Source organism: Microcoleus sp. N9_A2 (assembly GCF_036701775.1).
In the GTDB taxonomy this organism is placed as follows: domain Bacteria; phylum Cyanobacteriota; class Cyanobacteriia; order Cyanobacteriales; family Microcoleaceae; genus Microcoleus.
Map to the genome: position 1 here is coordinate 18,855 of NZ_JAUBRH010000002.1, position 18,595 is coordinate 37,449.

The 18,595-nt window shown below is 44.0% G+C and carries 13 protein-coding genes and 1 tRNA gene; 9 read left to right on the forward strand and 5 right to left on the reverse strand.

Annotated elements, in window-relative coordinates; genetic code table 11:
- Positions 1–53: 53 nt before the first annotated feature.
- The 3 genes from tcmP to QUA44_RS01340 form a co-directional block, all read right to left on the reverse strand.
- On the reverse strand, positions 54–1,349 hold the full coding sequence (gene tcmP, locus QUA44_RS01330) for a three-Cys-motif partner protein TcmP (protein WP_333114860.1): 1,296 nt from the start codon (positions 1,347–1,349) through the stop codon (positions 54–56).
- Between the two features lie 102 nt (positions 1,350–1,451).
- Positions 1,452–5,147, reverse strand: a complete 3,696-nt coding sequence (locus QUA44_RS01335; protein ID WP_333247941.1) for a hydantoinase B/oxoprolinase family protein — start codon at positions 5,145–5,147, stop codon at positions 1,452–1,454.
- 250 nt (positions 5,148–5,397) lie between these two features.
- Positions 5,398–6,291: a M28 family peptidase gene (locus tag QUA44_RS01340; protein ID WP_333247900.1), complete on the reverse strand. Its 894-nt coding sequence runs from the start codon at positions 6,289–6,291 to the stop codon at positions 5,398–5,400.
- 47 nt (positions 6,292–6,338) lie between these two features.
- Here QUA44_RS01340 and QUA44_RS01345 point away from each other — a divergent pair, with 47 nt between their 5' ends.
- Both QUA44_RS01345 and QUA44_RS01350 read left to right on the forward strand, forming a co-directional pair.
- Positions 6,339–7,478: an AAA family ATPase gene (locus QUA44_RS01345; RefSeq protein ID WP_333247898.1), complete on the forward strand. Its 1,140-nt coding sequence runs from the start codon at positions 6,339–6,341 to the stop codon at positions 7,476–7,478.
- 1 nt (position 7,479) lies between these two features.
- Positions 7,480–8,157 (forward strand): phage tail protein, encoded by a 678-nt coding sequence (locus QUA44_RS01350; protein ID WP_333247896.1) that lies wholly within the window; start codon positions 7,480–7,482, stop codon positions 8,155–8,157.
- Positions 8,158–8,214: 57 nt separating this feature from the next.
- Here the strand turns inward: QUA44_RS01350 and QUA44_RS01355 are convergent, their stop codons facing one another.
- On the reverse strand, positions 8,215–9,285 hold the full coding sequence (locus QUA44_RS01355) for a DMT family transporter (protein WP_333247895.1): 1,071 nt from the start codon (positions 9,283–9,285) through the stop codon (positions 8,215–8,217).
- 363 nt (positions 9,286–9,648) lie between these two features.
- Here QUA44_RS01355 and sppA point away from each other — a divergent pair, with 363 nt between their 5' ends.
- The 4 genes from sppA (at position 9,649) to QUA44_RS30600 (ending at position 11,817) form a co-directional block, all read left to right on the forward strand.
- On the forward strand, positions 9,649–10,467 hold the full coding sequence (sppA, locus tag QUA44_RS01360) for a signal peptide peptidase SppA (RefSeq protein WP_333247894.1): 819 nt from the start codon (positions 9,649–9,651) through the stop codon (positions 10,465–10,467).
- Positions 10,468–10,663: 196 nt separating this feature from the next.
- Positions 10,664–11,071: a chorismate mutase gene (aroH, locus tag QUA44_RS01365; RefSeq protein ID WP_333247892.1), complete on the forward strand. Its 408-nt coding sequence runs from the start codon at positions 10,664–10,666 to the stop codon at positions 11,069–11,071.
- A 228-nt stretch (positions 11,072–11,299) separates the two neighbouring features.
- Complete coding sequence (locus QUA44_RS01370) at positions 11,300–11,545, forward strand: hypothetical protein (protein WP_265237140.1); 246 nt, start codon at positions 11,300–11,302, stop codon at positions 11,543–11,545.
- A gap of 92 nt (positions 11,546–11,637) precedes the next feature.
- Entirely contained in the window at positions 11,638–11,817 is a 180-nt protein-coding gene (locus QUA44_RS30600) for an HNH endonuclease (RefSeq protein WP_445243622.1), read from the forward strand.
- 413 nt (positions 11,818–12,230) lie between these two features.
- On the opposite strand, the gene crtR is transcribed toward QUA44_RS30600, so the two are convergent.
- On the reverse strand, positions 12,231–13,121 hold the full coding sequence (crtR, locus tag QUA44_RS01375; RefSeq protein WP_333247890.1) for a beta-carotene hydroxylase: 891 nt from the start codon (positions 13,119–13,121) through the stop codon (positions 12,231–12,233).
- Between the two features lie 455 nt (positions 13,122–13,576).
- On the opposite strand from crtR, the gene pyk reads away from it, so the two are divergent.
- The 3 genes from pyk (at position 13,577) to QUA44_RS01390 (ending at position 18,474) form a co-directional block, all read left to right on the forward strand.
- A complete protein-coding gene (pyk, locus tag QUA44_RS01380; RefSeq protein ID WP_333247888.1) occupies positions 13,577–15,364 on the forward strand; it encodes a pyruvate kinase in 1,788 nt (595 codons plus the stop codon).
- Between the two features lie 94 nt (positions 15,365–15,458).
- Positions 15,459–15,530: transfer RNA gene (locus QUA44_RS01385), tRNA-Thr, on the forward strand.
- Positions 15,531–16,116: 586 nt separating this feature from the next.
- Entirely contained in the window at positions 16,117–18,474 is a 2,358-nt protein-coding gene (locus tag QUA44_RS01390; RefSeq protein WP_333247886.1) for a bifunctional serine/threonine-protein kinase/ABC transporter substrate-binding protein, read from the forward strand.
- Positions 18,475–18,595 lie beyond the last annotated feature (121 nt).

Consider the following 18,595-nt stretch of genomic DNA (forward strand, 5'->3'; position numbering starts at 1 on the left):
ATAAATGCTAGTAACAGAGGAGCAATTATTACAACTAAAATTTAATAATCATATTATTCTACTATCTTTAACAAACTATTTAGTGTGTAAGGCTTTTTGGAACCAGGTTTTTGTATCTCTAACATCCCTTCTTGATACAGTGAACCTAGAATATCGTTGTAATACTGAGTTCTTTTTAAACAACCCAAATCATTCAATTTTAAAATAATATGAGTAATTACATCTTCAAAAGATTTCCATTCTGATTTGAATTCACGCAAAATTTGGATAGATTGTGTTTTAATTATAGCGATGCGTCTTTTCTGTTCTGCTTCCCATTCTTTATCAAGAAATTTTTCAATTCCTTGATAATTATCTTGAAAAAATAAGAGTTTATCTTCGTCACAAACAAAATCGTTCAGAAAAGAACCAAATGCTTTTTCTGGATGATTGCTGCCAACTACAATACTGTATTGAGGTCTGACATCATTATAAGTCTCCTTAATTTCAAAGCTAGTTACACCTCTAAAACCGCCTTCTTTTCTCATTCTTTCTTTGAAGTATTCCAGCGCCCACCTTTCAAATTTTTGAGGCTCACTTTTTAGTTCCAGCCACTTTGGTTTCCAATCTATATCAGAATTAACACCTAGAAGTTTTGTCAAATTTTTTATATAAGTCTCGGCAGTTTGTTGTTCTTTAGAATTAGCATAGGTAGTTTTGTACTGCCCAGCATTACGAGCTACGTGTATATTGTGAAAAAGTAAAAACAGTTCGCCCTTATACTGGCTGACATAGTTTCCTATTTCGCATATATTATCGAAACTCATTCCTTTAACAGCAAAGGTATCAAGAAAAAATAATGTAGGATAGTTTTGCAAGTCTTTCATTAGCTCAGGCAAAGCAACTTCAAATGTTTGTGGATTATAGATTTTATATGACAATTTTTCTGCTAAACGTTCACAATGCTCATGAAGCTTTCTATTGAAATTACGATTAGATTCTATAAATAAACATCTTAAGTTTACACGATTTTCTTGCCTGAAGAGTTTCGCACATTTGAGAGCTATTAATGGTGAACCATCAGTATTTTCAAATTCATGTTTATATTTCGACCAAAAATTTGAATTATTTACAAAGTCTTCAATTCCTATTCCTTCTGTATATTTTCCTACTCCTGCGAACCCATCGACATAATTTAGATGCTCTGATTGATAAGCTTTTTGACCACCAAGATTGTAACAAAAACACTGAATATACCTTAGCATTATCCGATGCTTAGATGCTGACCATAACCGTTTTCGAGTAAAGTAATTTTCTGACTCATTTGAATTTTGTGGAAATAGAGGTAGAGATAGTTGATCGCCTTCCATTTTTTACACCAGTGCTATTATAAATTGTATTTGTAATTTATTTTCTAAATAGAGCGTAGCATAAAAAAGAAATCTGTTTACATTAAAAAATGTAATCCTATTTTAATTTTCCCTGCAACCACCATAACCTCCACCACCCGGAGTCTCAATGACAAACACATCCCCCGATCGCATTTCCACACTCGCCGTACTTCCCAACTCCTCAACATTTCCATCAAATCTCTCAACATAATTCCGCCCAACTTTCCCCGCCTCACCCCCGTGCAAACCGCAGGGAGAAATCACCCGCCGCCCCGATAAAATTCCCGCCGTCATCGCCTCCAAAAACCGCACTCGCCGCACCACTCCATTACCCCCGCGATGACATCCATTCCCGCCGCTATTAGCCCGGATTGCAAAACTTTCTAACAACACCGGAAACCGCCATTCTAATACTTCTGGATCGGTTAAACGCGAATTAGTCATGTGAGTTTGCACCGCATCAGTACCGTCAAAACTTGCACCAGCACCCGAACCGCCACAAATTGTTTCATAATATTGATAGCGCTTATTTCCAAAGGTGAAATTATTCATAGTGCCCTGGGAAGATGCGATCGCCCCCAGTGCACAATACAAAGCATCCGTGATATTCTGCGACGTTTCCACATTTCCCGCCACCACCGCCGCCGGATAGCGCGGATTCAGCATACAGCCTGCAGGATTAATGATTTCCAGAGGTTTCAAACAGCCCGCATTCAGAGGAATATCGTCATCTACCAAGGTGCGAAAAACATACAACACAGCCGCTTTACACACCGCAGCGGGAGCATTAAAATTATTAAATTGCTGAGAAGATGTGCCAGTAAAATCTATTTTCGCACTGCGCGCCGACTTGTTAATTGTAATAGCTACTTGAATTTTTCCGCCACTATCCATCGGATAAGTAAACTCGCCATCTTTCAAAACCTCAATTACGCGCCGCACCGATTCTTCAGCATTATCTTGCACGAAGCCCATATAAGCTTGTACCGTTTCTAAGCCGTAATGTTCAACCATCTTTAGAAGTTCTGCTACACCGCGATTATTTGCAGCAACTTGAGCTTGCAAATCGGCGATGTTTTGGGCGGGATTGCGAACAGGAAAATCTCCCGCTGTGAGAATTTCTAGTAATTCTGACTCTCGAAAATTTCCCTCGCTTACTAGCTGTAAATTGTCCAGCAATACGCCTTCTTCAGTTACTATCTTACTATTCGGAGGCATAGAACCGGGAGTGATGCCGCCGATGTCTGCGTGGTGTCCCCGCGACGCCACATAAAACAAAGGAAGGGAGTAAGAATTGTCAAATACTGGAGTAATTACGGTGATATCTGGTAAATGAGTGCCGCCATTATAAGGATTATTAGAAACATAAACATCCCCAGGCTTAATTGTATGAATTTGTGCTAAAATTAAAGCTTCTACGCTTTCGCTCATTGACCCTAGATGCACGGGAATGTGCGGCGCGTTGGCAACTAATTGCCCGTTTTTGTCGAAGATTGCACAGGAAAAGTCGAGGCGTTCTTTGATGTTGACTGAGGAACTTGTGTTTTGTAATGTAACGCCCATTTGTTCGGCGATCGCCCGAAATAAGTTATTAAAAATTTCCAGCAAAACTGGATCTGATTTAACCGCAGATGAATGGGTGTTAACGCGGATGCGATCTGCGTCTATCTCCGTGGATCTGCGGTTCAAAATTAAGTCATTATTTTGGGTAATTTTGCCTTTCCAACCGGATTCTATGATATTAGTTCCAGTTGCTTCGACAATCATCGCCGGGCCGGTAATGCAGTCGCCCGATCGCAAATCTTCCCTCCGATAAACAGGCGTTTCCCGCCACTCGCCAGCAACATACATTTGCACGGTAGAGATTGGCTGCTGGGCGATCAATTCCGCATCACGAGAATTAGCAACTATCGATTCATCCGGCACATTCATGGTTTCTACAACTTCCAGCGAAACCGCTTCGACAATCAGCGATTTTTCCGGCATAATAAAACTGTATCGCTGTCGGTGTAATGCTTCAAACTCAGCCTGCATCTCCTCAAGATGTCCCGCAAAATTCACCATCAAAACCGAATCACTTCCCTGATATTTTAGATGAAGCTTCCTCACAACCAAAACCTCTTTCTCTCCCTCTGCGCCCTCTGCGCCTCTGCGGTTCAATTCCCTCTTTCCCTCCGCCTCCAATTGCGCTAAAATATCCTGTAAATCACCAATTAATTCACCAGTTAATAATTCCTCGATCGCCCTTTCGCGAATAGCCCGCACATCAGCCAAACCCATACCGTAGGCGGATAACACCCCCGCATAGGGGTGAATAAACACCCGTTTCATGCCCAAACAATCGGCGATCGCACAAGCGTGTTGGCCGCCCGCGCCGCCGAAACAGCACAAGGTATACTCAGAAACATCATAACCGCGCTGAAGCGAGATTTTTTTCACCGCATTAGCCATCTTTTCCACGGCGATCGCCAAAAAACCCTCCGCCACCTGTTCCGGTGTCTTCTCGCCCCCAATTTGACCCGCTAACTGCACGAATTTTTGCTTGACTACCTCAGTGGCGATCGGCAAATCTCCATCCAATCCAAACACCTTCGGGAAAAAATCCGGTTGAATTTTCCCCAACATCACATTACAATCAGTCACCGTCAAAGGGCCGCCTTTGCGATAGCAAGCAGGCCCAGGATTCGCCCCCGCAGACTCAGGCCCGACGCGGTAGCGCGCCCCGTCAAAAAATACAATTGAACCGCCACCGGCTGCTACAGTATGAATTGCCATCACGGGCGATCGCAATCTCACCCCGGCAATTTCCGTCTCAAATTCGCGTTCATATTCCCCGTTAAAATGGGCGACATCTGTCGAAGTTCCGCCCATATCAAAGGTAATAATTTTATCGAAACCTGCTTTTTTGCTGGTTTGAACTGCACCGACAATTCCTCCAGCAGGCCCGGATAAAATACTGTTTTTTCCTTGAAATTGTGCCGCGTCCACTAAGCCGCCATTCGATTGCATAAACATTAATTTGGGTGGCGGGCACGGGGAGGGCGGGCACGGGGGCACCGCCCCTACAGGAGATAATTGACTGGTTACTTGTTCGACATAACGCCGTAAAATCGGAGATAAATAAGCATCGACAACCGCAGTATCTCCCCGCGAAACTAATTTCATCAGCGGGCTAACTTCGTGAGATACTGAAATTTGAGTAAAGCCAATTTCTTTCGCTATTTTAGCAACTTGTTTTTCGTGTTCCGAGTAGCGGTAGCCGTGCATGAATACGATCGCACAACTGCGAATTCCCTCATCGTAGGCTTGCTGCAAACACGGGATGAATTCAGGATTCACACCACTTAACTCCTCACCTTGAGCGCTGTAGCGTTCGGCAACTTCAATAACTCGATCGTACAGCATCTGGGGCAAAACAATGTGACGCGCGAAAATATTCGGGCGGTTTTGATAGCCAATTCTCAGCGCATCGCCGAAACCTTTAGTAATTAACAGAATTGTGCGATCGCCCTTTCGTTCCAGCAAAGCATTTGTCGCTACCGTCGTCCCCATTTTAATCGCTTCAATTTCGGCGGCGGGTATAGCTGCGTCGGCGGGAATTCTCAAAATATCGCGAATTCCTTGGACTGCCGCGTCGGTGTAGCGTTCTGGGTTTTCCGACAGCAGCTTGTGAATGACTAATTTACCGTCGGGGCTGTTGGCGACAATATCGGTAAAAGTACCGCCGCGATCGATCCAGAATTGCCAGCGAGTGCGATCGTCAAAAACAGCATTCATATCATTATCCATCATAAATGTTAATCAGCCTTTTATGGGCGGGCAGGATGCCCAACCCCTACTCCCCACAATACAATTTATCTCTTGTGGAACAGGCATCTTGCCTGTTCTCGATCATAAATGTTAATCAGCCTTTTATGGGCGGGCAGGATGCCCAACCCCTACTCCCCACAATACAATTTATCTCTTGTGGAACAGGCATCTTGCCTGTTCTCGATCGAGGTACAAAATGTCAGTTAAAATAAAATTCCTATAAATGTCGAATAGCCTCAACCAATCCCTGACAAACACCAGCCAGAAAATCCAAATCCAAAGTCTCAATCCTATCACTTTCTCGATGATAATGCGGATTTCGCATATTAGCAGTATCAGTCACCATAATAGCCGGATAACCATTATCCCAAAAAGGAACATGATCGCTGCGACGAGTATCGGGGACAATTAAACCTCGATTCGGCACTGGTAGCCACTCGCAGGGCTGACCAGATTTGCGAATTTTGCCACTCAAATTAATCAAATCGGGAACCGTCCGCAAAGTGCCAATTAAAGCAATAAAATTGCCACTATTTGGATAAAAATATTTCAAGCCAGCGGGATAGCTTTGAGAATTAGGATTGTGGTTGCAATAACCCAACATTTCCAAAGAAATCATTAACCGGATTGACTTTTGCGGTTGATTGTATTTAGCTGCATGATGACTGCTTCCCAAATAACCGTATTCTTCCATATCGAAGGCGACTAATTGCACTGGATATTTGAGCGGCCCAGATGCGATATCCCTTGCAAGTTCCAGCAAAACAGCAACACCAGTAGCATTATCATCAGCCCCAGGCGTACCGGGTACAGAATCGTAATGAGCACCAATTACGATCGGCAAATTTTCTTGCTTCCCCCCCTTACCAAGGGTCGATCCTTCTTGCTTCCCCCCCTTACCAAGGGGGGGACTGAGGGGGGGTAAATCCAAGATAAAATTGTGATGAATTCGCCCGCGCACTGCAAAATCGTCGATTTCTACAGTGCCCCACTGTGCCAACTGTTCGCGGATGTATTGCTGAGCATAAAAATGCCCTTCGGATGCGAGGTATGGGTTGCGATCGCGTACAATTTGAATCAGATGGCTGTGCAAGCGTTCTTTGAGATTCATGCGATCGGAGATACAATGAGTACACTAAGATTATATGGGATTGAATTATGATTGGAGAAGTCAGAATCGAAAATTATAAGTCCATTCAAAAGCTGAAGCTAGAATTAGGACGAGTAACTGTATTGATCGGTGAAAATGGCTGCGGCAAGAGCAATATCCTAGAGGCGATCGCCCTTGCTTCTGCTGCGGCTGATGACAAGCTGGATAACGAGTTTTTAGCTTCTCGGGGCATCAGAGTTACAGAACCTCAATTGATGCGATCGGCTTTTGAAAAGGAAAATTTAGATAAAGATATCAGCATTGAAATTAGAGGAAATAATGACACAATAAAAATAAGGTTTATTTTAAATAACGATAATACACCCTATGCTCGATGGATAAATCATTTTTACTATGGGATTTCAGAAGAAGAACGGAATTTAGAAAGAGCCTATAGGCCGCTTGCTGCTTGGGAATATAATAGTTTTTTAGACAGCCGAGATCGACAATATCAATTTATCCGCAAAACAAATATCAAAACACTTAAAATACAGGAATTTATCATTTACTCTCCTGAAAATATCGCCTTACGTACTTTTGAAAAAGAAGGGCAAATTCAACCATTAGGGATTAATGGAGAAGGCTTGTTTAAACTATTAAAAGTTTTGAATTCAGATAACCAGGAGCAGCTTAATGAAATCAATAAAAAACTGCAATTGATAGATTGGTTTCAAGATTTTGAAGCTCCTCCCAATTTATCAAGTATTCAAAACTCTCTCCAAATTAAAGATAGATACTTATATCCTGATTTAACTTACTTTGACCAAAGAAGCTCTAATGAAGGCTTTTTATTTTTGCTTTTTTACTTCACTTTATTTATTAGCGCTCTCACTCCTAAATTTTTTGCAATAGATAACATTGATGCTTCTCTCAACCCCAGATTGTGTCGCAGATTAATGCAAGAATTAGTCGAATTAGCAAAAAAACACGACAAACAAGTTATATTCACAACCCACAACCCGGCTGTTTTGGACGGTTTAGATTTAGATGATGAGGAACAGCGGCTGTTTGTCATTTATCGAAACCAATTAGGACATACCAAAGCCCGACGCATTCTCAAACCTGAACCTCTCGAAGGACAGGAACCTGTCAAACTATCCGAGGCTTTTTTGAGGGGCTATATCGGAGGACTTCCTAAGAATTTTTAATATGACTAATTTCGGATTAATTACTGAGGGATTGACTGACCAGATTGTGATTGAAAGTATTTTAGCAGGATATTTCAATAACCCCGATCTAGATATTAGACCGCTTCAACCAGAAAGAGATAAAGATGATGATAATAAATCTCATAATTATGGAGGCTGGAGTCAAGTTATTGCTTACTGCGAGTCAACAGATTTTAAGGAAGCATTTCAATTTATCGAATATATCATTATCCAAATAGATACTGATGTTTCAGAAGATTATAATATCCCCAAGCAAGATGAAAATGGTGAGTTAACTCCTCAGCAGTTGATTGAAAAAGTCATCGATAAGTTTAAAGGTTTGATAGGGGAAGATTTTTACAGAAAATACGAACAGCGGATCGTATTTGCCATATCCGTACATTCTATTGAGTGCTGGTTGCTGCCGCTGTACTATACAGATAAGAGAAAATCTAAGTTGATAAATTGTTTGGATACATTAAACCAGCAGCTTAGTAGAAAAGATAGTTTTACAATCGATCGCAATGCTAAAAATCCTGACTACTATCGACAAATAGCCCGCAAATACTGCAAGCAGAAGGTTTTAATAGCCAGTTACCCAGACAATCCGAGTTTCAAAGTCTTTATAGAAGAACTTGAAAACAGAAATATTGCTGTAGAACCAGAGGACGATTTTTAATGTAAATTAAGCTGTTTTGCGGGACACATTTAATTGCCTTGAGAATGCAATCTAAATCTAAACTTCCGACTCCAACTCTGTAGCTCGTAATTTCACGGGAAATTCAACTTTCTTCAACTCAGACGACTCTAATAACTGCACTTTCTCCTCAGAATTAGCTTCACCATGCCGCACTTTTCCCAATTTTTCCGCCAAAGTATCCCGCTGGTTGATCAGATAAATACTCACCAACGTCAGCCCAACTCCCATCGATTGCAGCGGATTCAACACTTCGCCCAAGAACAAATTGCCGAACAGCAAAGCAAATACAGGCGTAAGAAAGGTAAGAGAACTTAAACTGGTTAGACTGCCACTCGAAGCAAAATAAAAGAATAAACCGTAGGCGATCGCACTTCCGAACACGGTAGAATAACCTAACGCCATCCAGCCCGAAAAATCGATATTCACAAACTGTTCAGACTCAGTTGCAGCCGAAAGTGCTAACAGCGGCAAACCGCCCAAAATCATGTGCCAGCCCGTCGCCACCACCGGGTCAACATAGCGACAAACCCAGCGCACCAAAACCGTACCCACAGCCATCGACAAAGCCGCCAACAGCATCAACCATTCCCCACCCTCAAAGAACTGTTCCATACCCCCAGAAACCTGCGCGCTTTCAGGATGAAACAGCCCCAAAATCCAGCCATCAGGCAAACCAATTAAACTAATCCCAACTACGCCGATTGCTAGTCCCAACCAGCCCCAAAATCCAATTTTTTCTTGAAACAGCCACAAACACAAAATCGCCACAGCTAGCGGTTGAGAATCAATCATCACCGAACCCAAACCCGCATCGGTTCTCGCCAAACCTTCGGCTAAAAAGCCTTGAAACAAAGTACCGTCAACCAAAGCAAACAACGAAATCCACAGCCAAGCTTTCCAACCCTGCGGTTGCTGTTTTCCCATCAATGCCGCCGCCAGCAACACCAACACGCCCGCAGGTAATAAACGCACGACAGCCACAAACAGCGGTGTCGTGTGTGGCATCACCCCTTTCATCGCTACCATCGCGGTTCCCCACAGGAAAAACGGCGCGATTAGCAACAGCGGCGCAAAGGGCAGTTTAGAATCGGTAATTTTTAGCTGCATGGCGGGACTCCAAATAATTTATGAGAGTGGCTCTCACGGGAATGATGTAGATTTGTTAAGCAATTTTTACAATTATAGATCGAAGGTGGGTTAAGTGCGATCGAACTTAACGCCACACCTTTGATCCGGCAGGGAATTAATTCCCTGCCTCAAAGCGAAAGTCCTCTAAAAGAGGACTGCAGAACTCACTCATCAGTCCTCTTTTAGAGGACTTTTGCTATTAGCCAGGGGTTTGAACCCCTGGCGGACTGCGGGCTGAACGCGCTTGTTGGCACCCCTGCCCCCGTGCGGGCCCGACGAATACCTTCAGATGAGTCACACTAGAAGTTAGCTACAAAATTCCACATTGCCTGTAAACTGCCCATGATTTGGCCATTCAAGCCCCGCTACCGCAAACAAATCGCCCGCATCGAAGTCACCGGAGCCATCGCCGGAGAAACCCGCAAACGAGTTCTCGAAGCTCTCAAAACCGTTGAAGAACGCAAATTTCCCGCCTTGCTGCTGCGGATAGACAGCCCCGGCGGCACAGTCGGGGATTCCCAGGAAATTTACAGCGCGCTCAAGCGTTTGCAAGAAAAAATCAAAATAGTCGCCAGTTTCGGCAATATTTCAGCTTCTGGCGGAGTCTATATCGGCATGGGAGCTCACCATATCGTTTCCAATCCGGGTACAATTACCGGCAGCATTGGCGTGATTATCCGGGGTAACAACCTAGAAGGGCTGTTAGAAAAAGTCGGCGTTTCTTTTCAGGTGATTAAATCGGGGCCGTATAAAGATATCTTGGCATTCGATCGACAATTGACCGAGCCAGAACAGCAAATTCTCCAAGACTTAATCGACACCACCTACCAGCAATTCGTCGAAACCGTCGCCGAAGCCCGGAAACTCCCAGTTGAAAAAGTCAAAACCTTTGCCGACGGTCGCATTTTTAGCGGTCAGCAAGCGTTAGAATTGGGTGTAGTCGATCGACTAGGAACAGAAGAGGACGCTCGCCGCTGGACAGCCGAACTCGCAGGCCTAGACCCCGAAAAAACCGAATGCTGCACCCTAGAAAAACAAAAACCTTTCCTAAATCGCGTCTTGGGGAGTAGTCTGGATACATCCGGGCTTTCAGCTTACAAAAACTTGCTGGAATTCGAGCTTTCTACTAGCGGTTTACCGCTGTGGCTGTATCGCCCGTGATTAAATAGTCAGTTGGCAGTTGGCGGTTGGCAGTAGTCAGTAGTCAGTTGGCAGTTGGCAGTAGTCAGTTGGCAGTTGGCAGTGGTAATTGGTAATTGGTAATTGCAACTAACAACTAACAACTAACAACTAACAACCAACAACTAACAACTAACAACTGACAACTGACAACTAGCAACTGACAACTGACAAAAAAATGGAGAATATTTGCGTGGAATGGCAAGTGCGGGCGATTCGCGGGGCAACAACTGCCAGCGAGAATTCGGTAGAAGCAATTCGAGAATCGGTGAGAGAATTGTTAGATGAATTAGAAACAAGAAATAATTTAGAGCCGGAATTAATGATTAGTGCTACGTTTTCAGTCACCCGCGATTTGGATGCTATCTTTCCGGCTGCGATCGCCCGCGAACGTCCCCGCTGGTGCAATGTTCCTTTGTTGGATGTCCAACAAATGCACGTTAAGGGTTCTTTAGAACGCTGCATCCGCTTTTTAATTCACATCAATTGGCCGGCACATACCGAAATTTATCATCCTTATTTGCGCGGAGCTCAAAATTTGCGCCCCGATTGGAATTTAGCCGTCGCGCTTGCCGCAGAAAAATAAGAAAATCACTTTTTGATTGATTCAAGAGTTAACCCACCAGCAACGGTGGGTTTATTTTTAACTGAGTTAGCCCACTTTTAAGAAATGGGAAACGATACAGACGCTCTTCCGTTTCTCTACAAACTATCCTCTATAAACTTTATAAAAATTAACCCAGAAAAAATAAAATCGACTCAATTTTATGGTAAAATTAGTGTTTAAAATTAGTAATTAAGTCATTAAATAACCATGATAGCTGAACTTATGGTACAACCTTCCTACTGGATTGATAGTGACATATCAATTCAGAAAGTCAGAAATCTTTGCTTATTCAAATTTACCGAAAATCTGCAAGCTAGATTGGAAGAACTGGCCGAGGGAAAAAAGGCTAATGTTTTAAATTCAGAAGAGGTTGTAGAACTAGCAAGCTTACTAGAACTGGATCGGATTTTTACCTTAATTAACGCTAAAGTTATAGCAGCCTCATGTCCATAAACCGTGCTACTCGAAATTTAGTAAGAAGTAGGGCTAGTTTTTTTTGTGAATATTGCCATTCTGCCGAATAAAGTAGCTCTACTTTATTTACGATAGATCATATTTTACCTCGATCAATTGGTGGTAGTGATGAACTCGAAAACTTAGCTTTAGCTTGTCATCGCTGTAATAATAATCGCTATAACTTTATTACTGGTACTGATCCAGCAACTGAACAGGAAGTAACTTTATTTAATCCATGTCAACAGCAATGGTTCGATCATTTTATCTAGTCTGTAGATGGTTTAGAAATAATCGGTATTACTCCAACAGGTAGGGGGACTTGCGATCGATTAGACCTTAACGATCGATATCATAATGAAAGAGCGATTATCAAAGCTCGTCGTTTATGGATTAGTGCAGGGTGGCATCCTCCTAAGCGCGATCCTCGCCAAAATTCATAAGATAGATCTTATATCCATAGCGTATTGCGCCATAGTAAGCGGTAGGGTGCGTCAGAAACATTAATTCTCAATCATTACTCCTAATCTAATTCGCTCCGCACCATCTATTCCAGAGGTGCGTCAGTTGTGAGATTGTGAGGAAAGTCACAAAAATTTCCTTCTTCCCTCTTCCTTCTTCCCTCTTCCTTCTTCCCTGTTCCTTCGCAAAAAAAACCGGCTTCTCCAAGAAACCGGATTTTTTGTCAATCATTAGCCTTCTTGTGATGCAGCCTAATCCCTAAAAAGATGTCATATATAAAACTCCAAAAATCCTTTTTACCTTCCAATATTCCCAGACTTTGAGGAGAACCCTTTTCATCTAATAGCGGCTTCACAGCTTCGTAAGCTGGCTGGTAATTGTACCAAGGAATTGAAGGCCACAAATGATGAATCAGGTGATAGTTCTGCCCCAAAATTAAAATATTCAGAATGGGACTTGGATATACTCTGGCATTTTTCCAGCGATCGCGCTCGTGAAACGGACGGTGCGGCAAATAATCAAAAAATAAGCCCAAGGCTAATCCTACCACCAAAGCAGGAGAAAACCAGAAATTCAGCACGTAACCCAAATGGTCGTATTGAATTGAGATATAAACCACTCCAATTACAAACAAGCGGCTGAAAAACCATTCCCAAAGTTCGTATTTCCGCCACAGTTTGCGCTTAAAGAAGAAAATCTCGTGGTAAAAAAACCTCGCAGCAATTAACCACAAAGGCCCGCCAGTAGAAACATAATGGTCTGGATCGTTTTCTGGGTCGTTGACGTGGGCGTGATGCTGCATATGTACCCGCGTAAACACCGGGAAAGCAAAACCCAACATCAGCGCGCTACCGTGTCCCAAAATAGCATTAACTGTGCGATCGCGATGGGCTGCATTATGAGACGCATCGTGAATCACAGTTCCGGCCATGTGCAAAGCCAACACGTTCAGCGAAAAACAGCACCACTGTGGCCATCCCCAACACCAGAAACCCAAGTTAGAAATCACGAGAATCGCTAATGCACTCAAAAACAGCAGCAGCGTCGGATTAAAGTCACCGGGAGGACTCAGAAACTCTTTCGGCACTGTCAGCGGCCGTCCTGCCTCCGACATCTTTGTTAAGACTCCTTAATATTTCACACTTGCGTAGTATAAGATACAAGCCAGACAATAGTAAAGTTTTGTCAGGAACCTCAGCCTAAAGCCATGAAACAACAGAGTGCGATCGCCAGAAACTAGCCTCTGCACAAACAGCAAAGTGTTGCTGTTGTGCAAGGATACCAGTGCTAGATTAGCCAAAAGAGCTCAGCAGACCAAATAAAATCAATGGGTATGTCTGTATTTATGTCAAGCCTGAGAGCAGAAAAATTTGCAAAAAAGGGCGCTCCCCAAGAAAAGATTACCGATGGGTAAAAAGTCAGATATTCTATATATTGTTCAATACCTGCTGTTTTGACGACAATCAAAATTTTTAAGACTTGAGACTAGCGTCATTGCTTGTAGTGCAAAAATGAAACGTTAGCCGAAATTTAAACAAGAAATCCACCTGCCTCCCCAGAACACCGCTGATGCAATTGCCAAAAGCCCTACGCCGGACTAAAATCGTCGCCACCATTGGCCCAGCAACTTCGGACCCACAAGTGCTGCGCCAGCTCATTGAAGCCGGTGCCACAACTTTGCGACTCAACTTTTCCCACGGAACAGAAGAAGACCACCAGCGCAGCATTCGCTTAATCCGGCAAACATCCTTTGAACTCAACCAGCCGGTTGCCATCCTCCAAGACCTCCAAGGCCCGAAAATTCGTTTAGGGCGCTTTGAGACAGGCTCTATAGTTGTCAAAAACGGCGATCCTTTCATTCTCACCAGTCGCCAAGTTCCCGGCACCGAGCTCATTTCTTCCGTCACCTACGACCCACTAGCAGACGAAGTTCCAGAGGGAGCAGTGATTCTGCTCGACGACGGGAAAGTGGAAATGCGGGTCGAAAAAGTAGACCGCAGTTCGCGGGAATTGTACTGCCGCGTGGTAGTCGGCGGGCCGCTTTCCAACAACAAAGGCGTGAATTTTCCGGGAGTTTACCTGTCAATTAAGGCGCTGACTGACAAAGACCGCAAAGATTTAATGTTCGGGCTCGACCAAGGTGTCGATTGGGTGGCCCTGAGCTTTGTGCGGAATCCCCAGGATATGCTCGAAATTAAAGAGCTGATAGCCAGTGCGGGCAAGCAAGTACCGGTGATTGCTAAGATCGAAAAGCACGAGGCGATCGAACAAATGGAAGCAATCCTGGCCCTGTGCAACGGCGTGATGGTCGCCCGCGGCGATTTGGGAGTGGAACTGCCCGCCGAAGATGTGCCGATTTTGCAAAAGCGCTTGATTGCTACTTCTAACCGCATGGGGATTCCCGTAATTACCGCTACCCAGATGCTCGACAGCATGGTAGGTAATCCTCGTCCCACCCGCGCCGAAATTTCCGACGTGGCAAACGCCATTCTTGACGGAACTGATGCGGTGATGCTCTCGAATGAAACTGCAGTCGGCAAGTTCCCCGTCGAAGCGGTGGCGACGATGGCGAGAATTGCGGTGCGGATGGAGAGGGAAGGAATTAAACGCAATATTAGGAATGTAGAAGATATTGGTCGATCGATCCCCAACGGTATCAGCCAAGCAGTCAGCCAAATCTCCGAACAGTTGAACGCGGCGGCTATCATGACGCTGACCAAAACCGGCGCCACAGCCCGAAATGTCTCGAAGTTCCGACCCAAAACTCCGATTTTGGCAGTTACTCCTCACGTAGACGTAGCCAGACAACTGCAATTAGTATGGGGAGTAAAACCCCTGCTGGTGCTGGATTTGCCCTCCACAGGCCAGACATTTCACTCTGCCATGACAGTCGCCCAGGAAAAAGAGTTAGTGTGCGACGGAGATTTAGTGGTGATGACCGCCGGTACTCTGCAAGGGGTTGCCGGATCGACGGATTTGATCAAAGTTGAAGTAGTGACAGCGGTTTTAGGCAAAGGCACCGGTGTCGGTTTGGGATCGGTGAGCGGCATGGCGAGGGTGGCTCGCACTGCTGCGGATGTAGCGAATTTCCACCCTGGAGACATTTTGGTAGTAGAACGCACCAGCGCCGAGTTTGTGGATATGATTCGCAAAGCAGCCGGTGTGGTGACGGAGGAGGAAAGTTTGACTTCTCACGCCGCGATTATCGGTTTGCGCTTGGGCGTGCCGGTGATGGTGGGTGTAGAGAAGGCGACACGGGTAATTCGGGACGGAACTATGCTGACGCTGGATATGCAGCGGGGTTTGGTTTATTCCGGGGCCAGAGGCGGCTCAACTGACACGGAAGTGACCGTTTAACTATTGGTGAGCTAGGAGTTGTGGAGTTGTGAATTAAGTTCTACAACTCCTTGCTTTTTTCGCTATAGTTGTGCTATAATTCAAAATTGTCTGTGCCGATGTAGCTCAGGGGTAGAGTATTCGATTCGTAATCGAACGGTCGTGGGTTCAAATCCCACCATCGGCTTTGGGTTTGAGCGATTTTTACGAAACCAAAGCAATTAATAGATCGTCAATCTGTCGCCCAAAACGCAGTTTAACGACCTAAAAATGCCCTCGGCGACTTGCTGAGGGCATTTTTATACCAATTATGAAAATAATGTAACAGTATTTGTAGGGTGCGTCGCCATTCTTTAATCCCTGCATTCAATCGACTTTTCGAGCTGCGACGCACCTTAGACTTTTTGGATAAATATTTGATTAATATGTCAACCGCAGATGTCAGGCAGATAAACACAGATAAACGCAGATGTAATTTAAGAGAGTTTACTGTCGATCCGTCGTCAAAGTCCGACTGCTTAAAAAAGTAATATCGTTTCCCCGGGCAATTGATTAACCTAAAGCAATTTTAGCAGCCCAAGTTATTAAAGAATACCGCTGTTTGCGCCCAGTAGAATGCGATCGGGCATAACTAAATCAAGTATTTATAGCGATCGCACTTGGAATCACTATAGTTTTGATAAAACTTTACAGAAACTCAACAAAAATCTCTGTAAAAATACGGTATAATCAAACTGGACAATCGCAGCCTGTTCAAGAATAACAAAAAATTTATGTGTCTGCAACCAGGAGATATCCTGCGGAAACGTTACAAAATTGTCCGTGAATTAGGTCGGGGAGGGTTTGCAAGGACATATCTAGCTATCGATTTAGACATACCCGATCACCGCCTGTGCGTCGTTAAGGAAATTAACCAGCCCAGCAATTCGCAACTCTTATCAGAAGCAAAAAAGCGATTTAAAATAGAAGTTCGAGCTTTACACCGATTGGGCAGCCACCCGCAGATTCCACAGTTATTCGATAGCTTTCCAGAAAATGACCATTTTTATTTAATTCAAGAATACATTGAAGGACATCCGCTGAGGGAAGAATTAAATTCAAATACCCAATGGAATGAAACGCAAGTAATTGAATTTTTGCAGGATATCTTGCCAGTTATCGCTTTTGTTCACGAACACAATGTCATTCACCGCGATATCACTCCTTCTAACTTAATTCGGCGCGATGGCGATGGCAGAATAGTTCTGATTGATTTTGGGGCGGTGAAAGAAATCAGTTCCTTGGAAATCACAGATTCGGGAGAGACTAGAAGCAGAACTATTTATACGCAAGGATATGCGCCGGCGGAACAATTGGTTGGCAATCCTCAATTTTGTAGCGATATTTATGCTGTGGGTATTGTTGCTATTGAAGGCCTAACTGGCTTGCGTCCTGCTGATTTTGAGACAGATGGCCATAGCAATATCGTTGTGGGCCGTATGGTAAGAATTAGCGACGGTATGGAAAGAATTTTAAACAGAATGGTGCGCTACAACTTCCCTGAGCGCTATCAATGTGTTGCTGCTGTTTTGCACGATTTGAATTCGCCGCCAAAACCCAATTGGTTCGATCGATTTTGTCGATTTTGTCGATCGCACTTTCGCCGACTGCTGCTGGGATTTGCAGGAATTATGGCTGGAATTGCGATCGCCCTTTTTCTCCACAACACTCTTACCCCAAAAACTTGCCTTTTCGTGCAAGGTGATGCTTTAAGCTGCGGCGAAGAATCTATTCTCGAAGCCTCATCTCCTCGATTAAAGCAAAGCGGAATCAATGAATTTGCCAAATCCAATTATCGGGAAGCATTTCAATATTTTAAAAGGTCGTGGATTGAACAAGAACGAAAAGATCCCGAAACTTTGATCTACATGAATAATGCCTTGTTAAAGGCTAAAAAAGCCGATTATTACACGCTCGCTGTTATCATTCCCGTTCGCATAAACGAACAAGGTAGAGCCGAAATCGATTTGGCAAAAGAAATCCTGCGGGGAGTTGCTCAAGCGCAAACAGAAGTTAATTTAAAATTATTCAATGCTGAGATGGATCGCAACCTAAACGGTTTAGATGTTCAGCAAAATCAAATTATTAAAGGCAAAGGTTTACAAGTCATAATTGCCGCTGATGCCAATCTGAAAGCAGAGGCGATCGCCCGTGCTAATTCCCTAGTCAAACTCACCGATCTTTTAGGTGTTATCGGTCACTACACTAACCAAATGACAGCCCATACAGTCGATATTTACAACCAAAATCATTTAGTATTAATTTCCCCAGGCACTACAACGGAAGAAGTCACAGAAAAACCCCGGAGATTTTTCTTTAGAACTGTTCCTCGGACTAAAGTTAGCGTGGAAGTATTCACGAAATATCTGATTGAAAAGCAAGGTCAAACCAAAGTAGCTGGTTTCTACAACTCCAGCAGCGAATCCACTTCGACTTTTTGGGAAGAATTCAGAAAACAGTTTAGAGAACGGGGAGGAACTATTGCAAATATCACCGAATTCGACCTGTCCAAAAGCGACTTTGACGTTAAAAAAGCCATCCAAGAAGTCGGGGAAACAGAAAAAACAACGATTGTTTTAAGTGCGAGTCACGTCCCGATCGCAATCAACAATGCGATGGCACTTTTCCAAGCCAATCTCGATCGCAATTGGGTTGTCGGAACCGGGGGAATATACAGTCAAAAAACCTTAGAAGCTGCCAGTCAGTTACCGTCTTTTGAAAAAATGGCTGTATCAGTTTCTTGGCATCATTTAAACTCTCCCAATCGCACATTTCTTAAGGATACTCGCAAGCTTTGGGAAGGAAATGTCAGTCACCGAACTGCCTTAACTTACGATGCGGCGAAGACGCTGATTCAAGCCATAGAAGGGCAGCAGCAACCCAGCCGCGAAGGGATACAACAAACTATTGCTCATCCAAATTTTAGCGCCACCGGAGCCACCGGAACAATTCAGTTTGACACAATGGGCAATCGCACAAATTTTAGTCCCGTATTAGTGCATATTGTCAAGTGTTCTAAGGAGCAGTTTGGGGTGACTTTTGTGCCGATCGAATTTCCGACAGCCGCAGCGGCGGGTTTAAACTGCGATTGATATAGCCTTTCTCAGGTTTCAGGAGATGCTCCGGGGCATAGGGCTATGGCATAGGGCTATGCCATTGGTGGTTCCTGTTCATGCAAGGGAATTGCTGGGCCGGCTCGCGTGCGTACCTCGC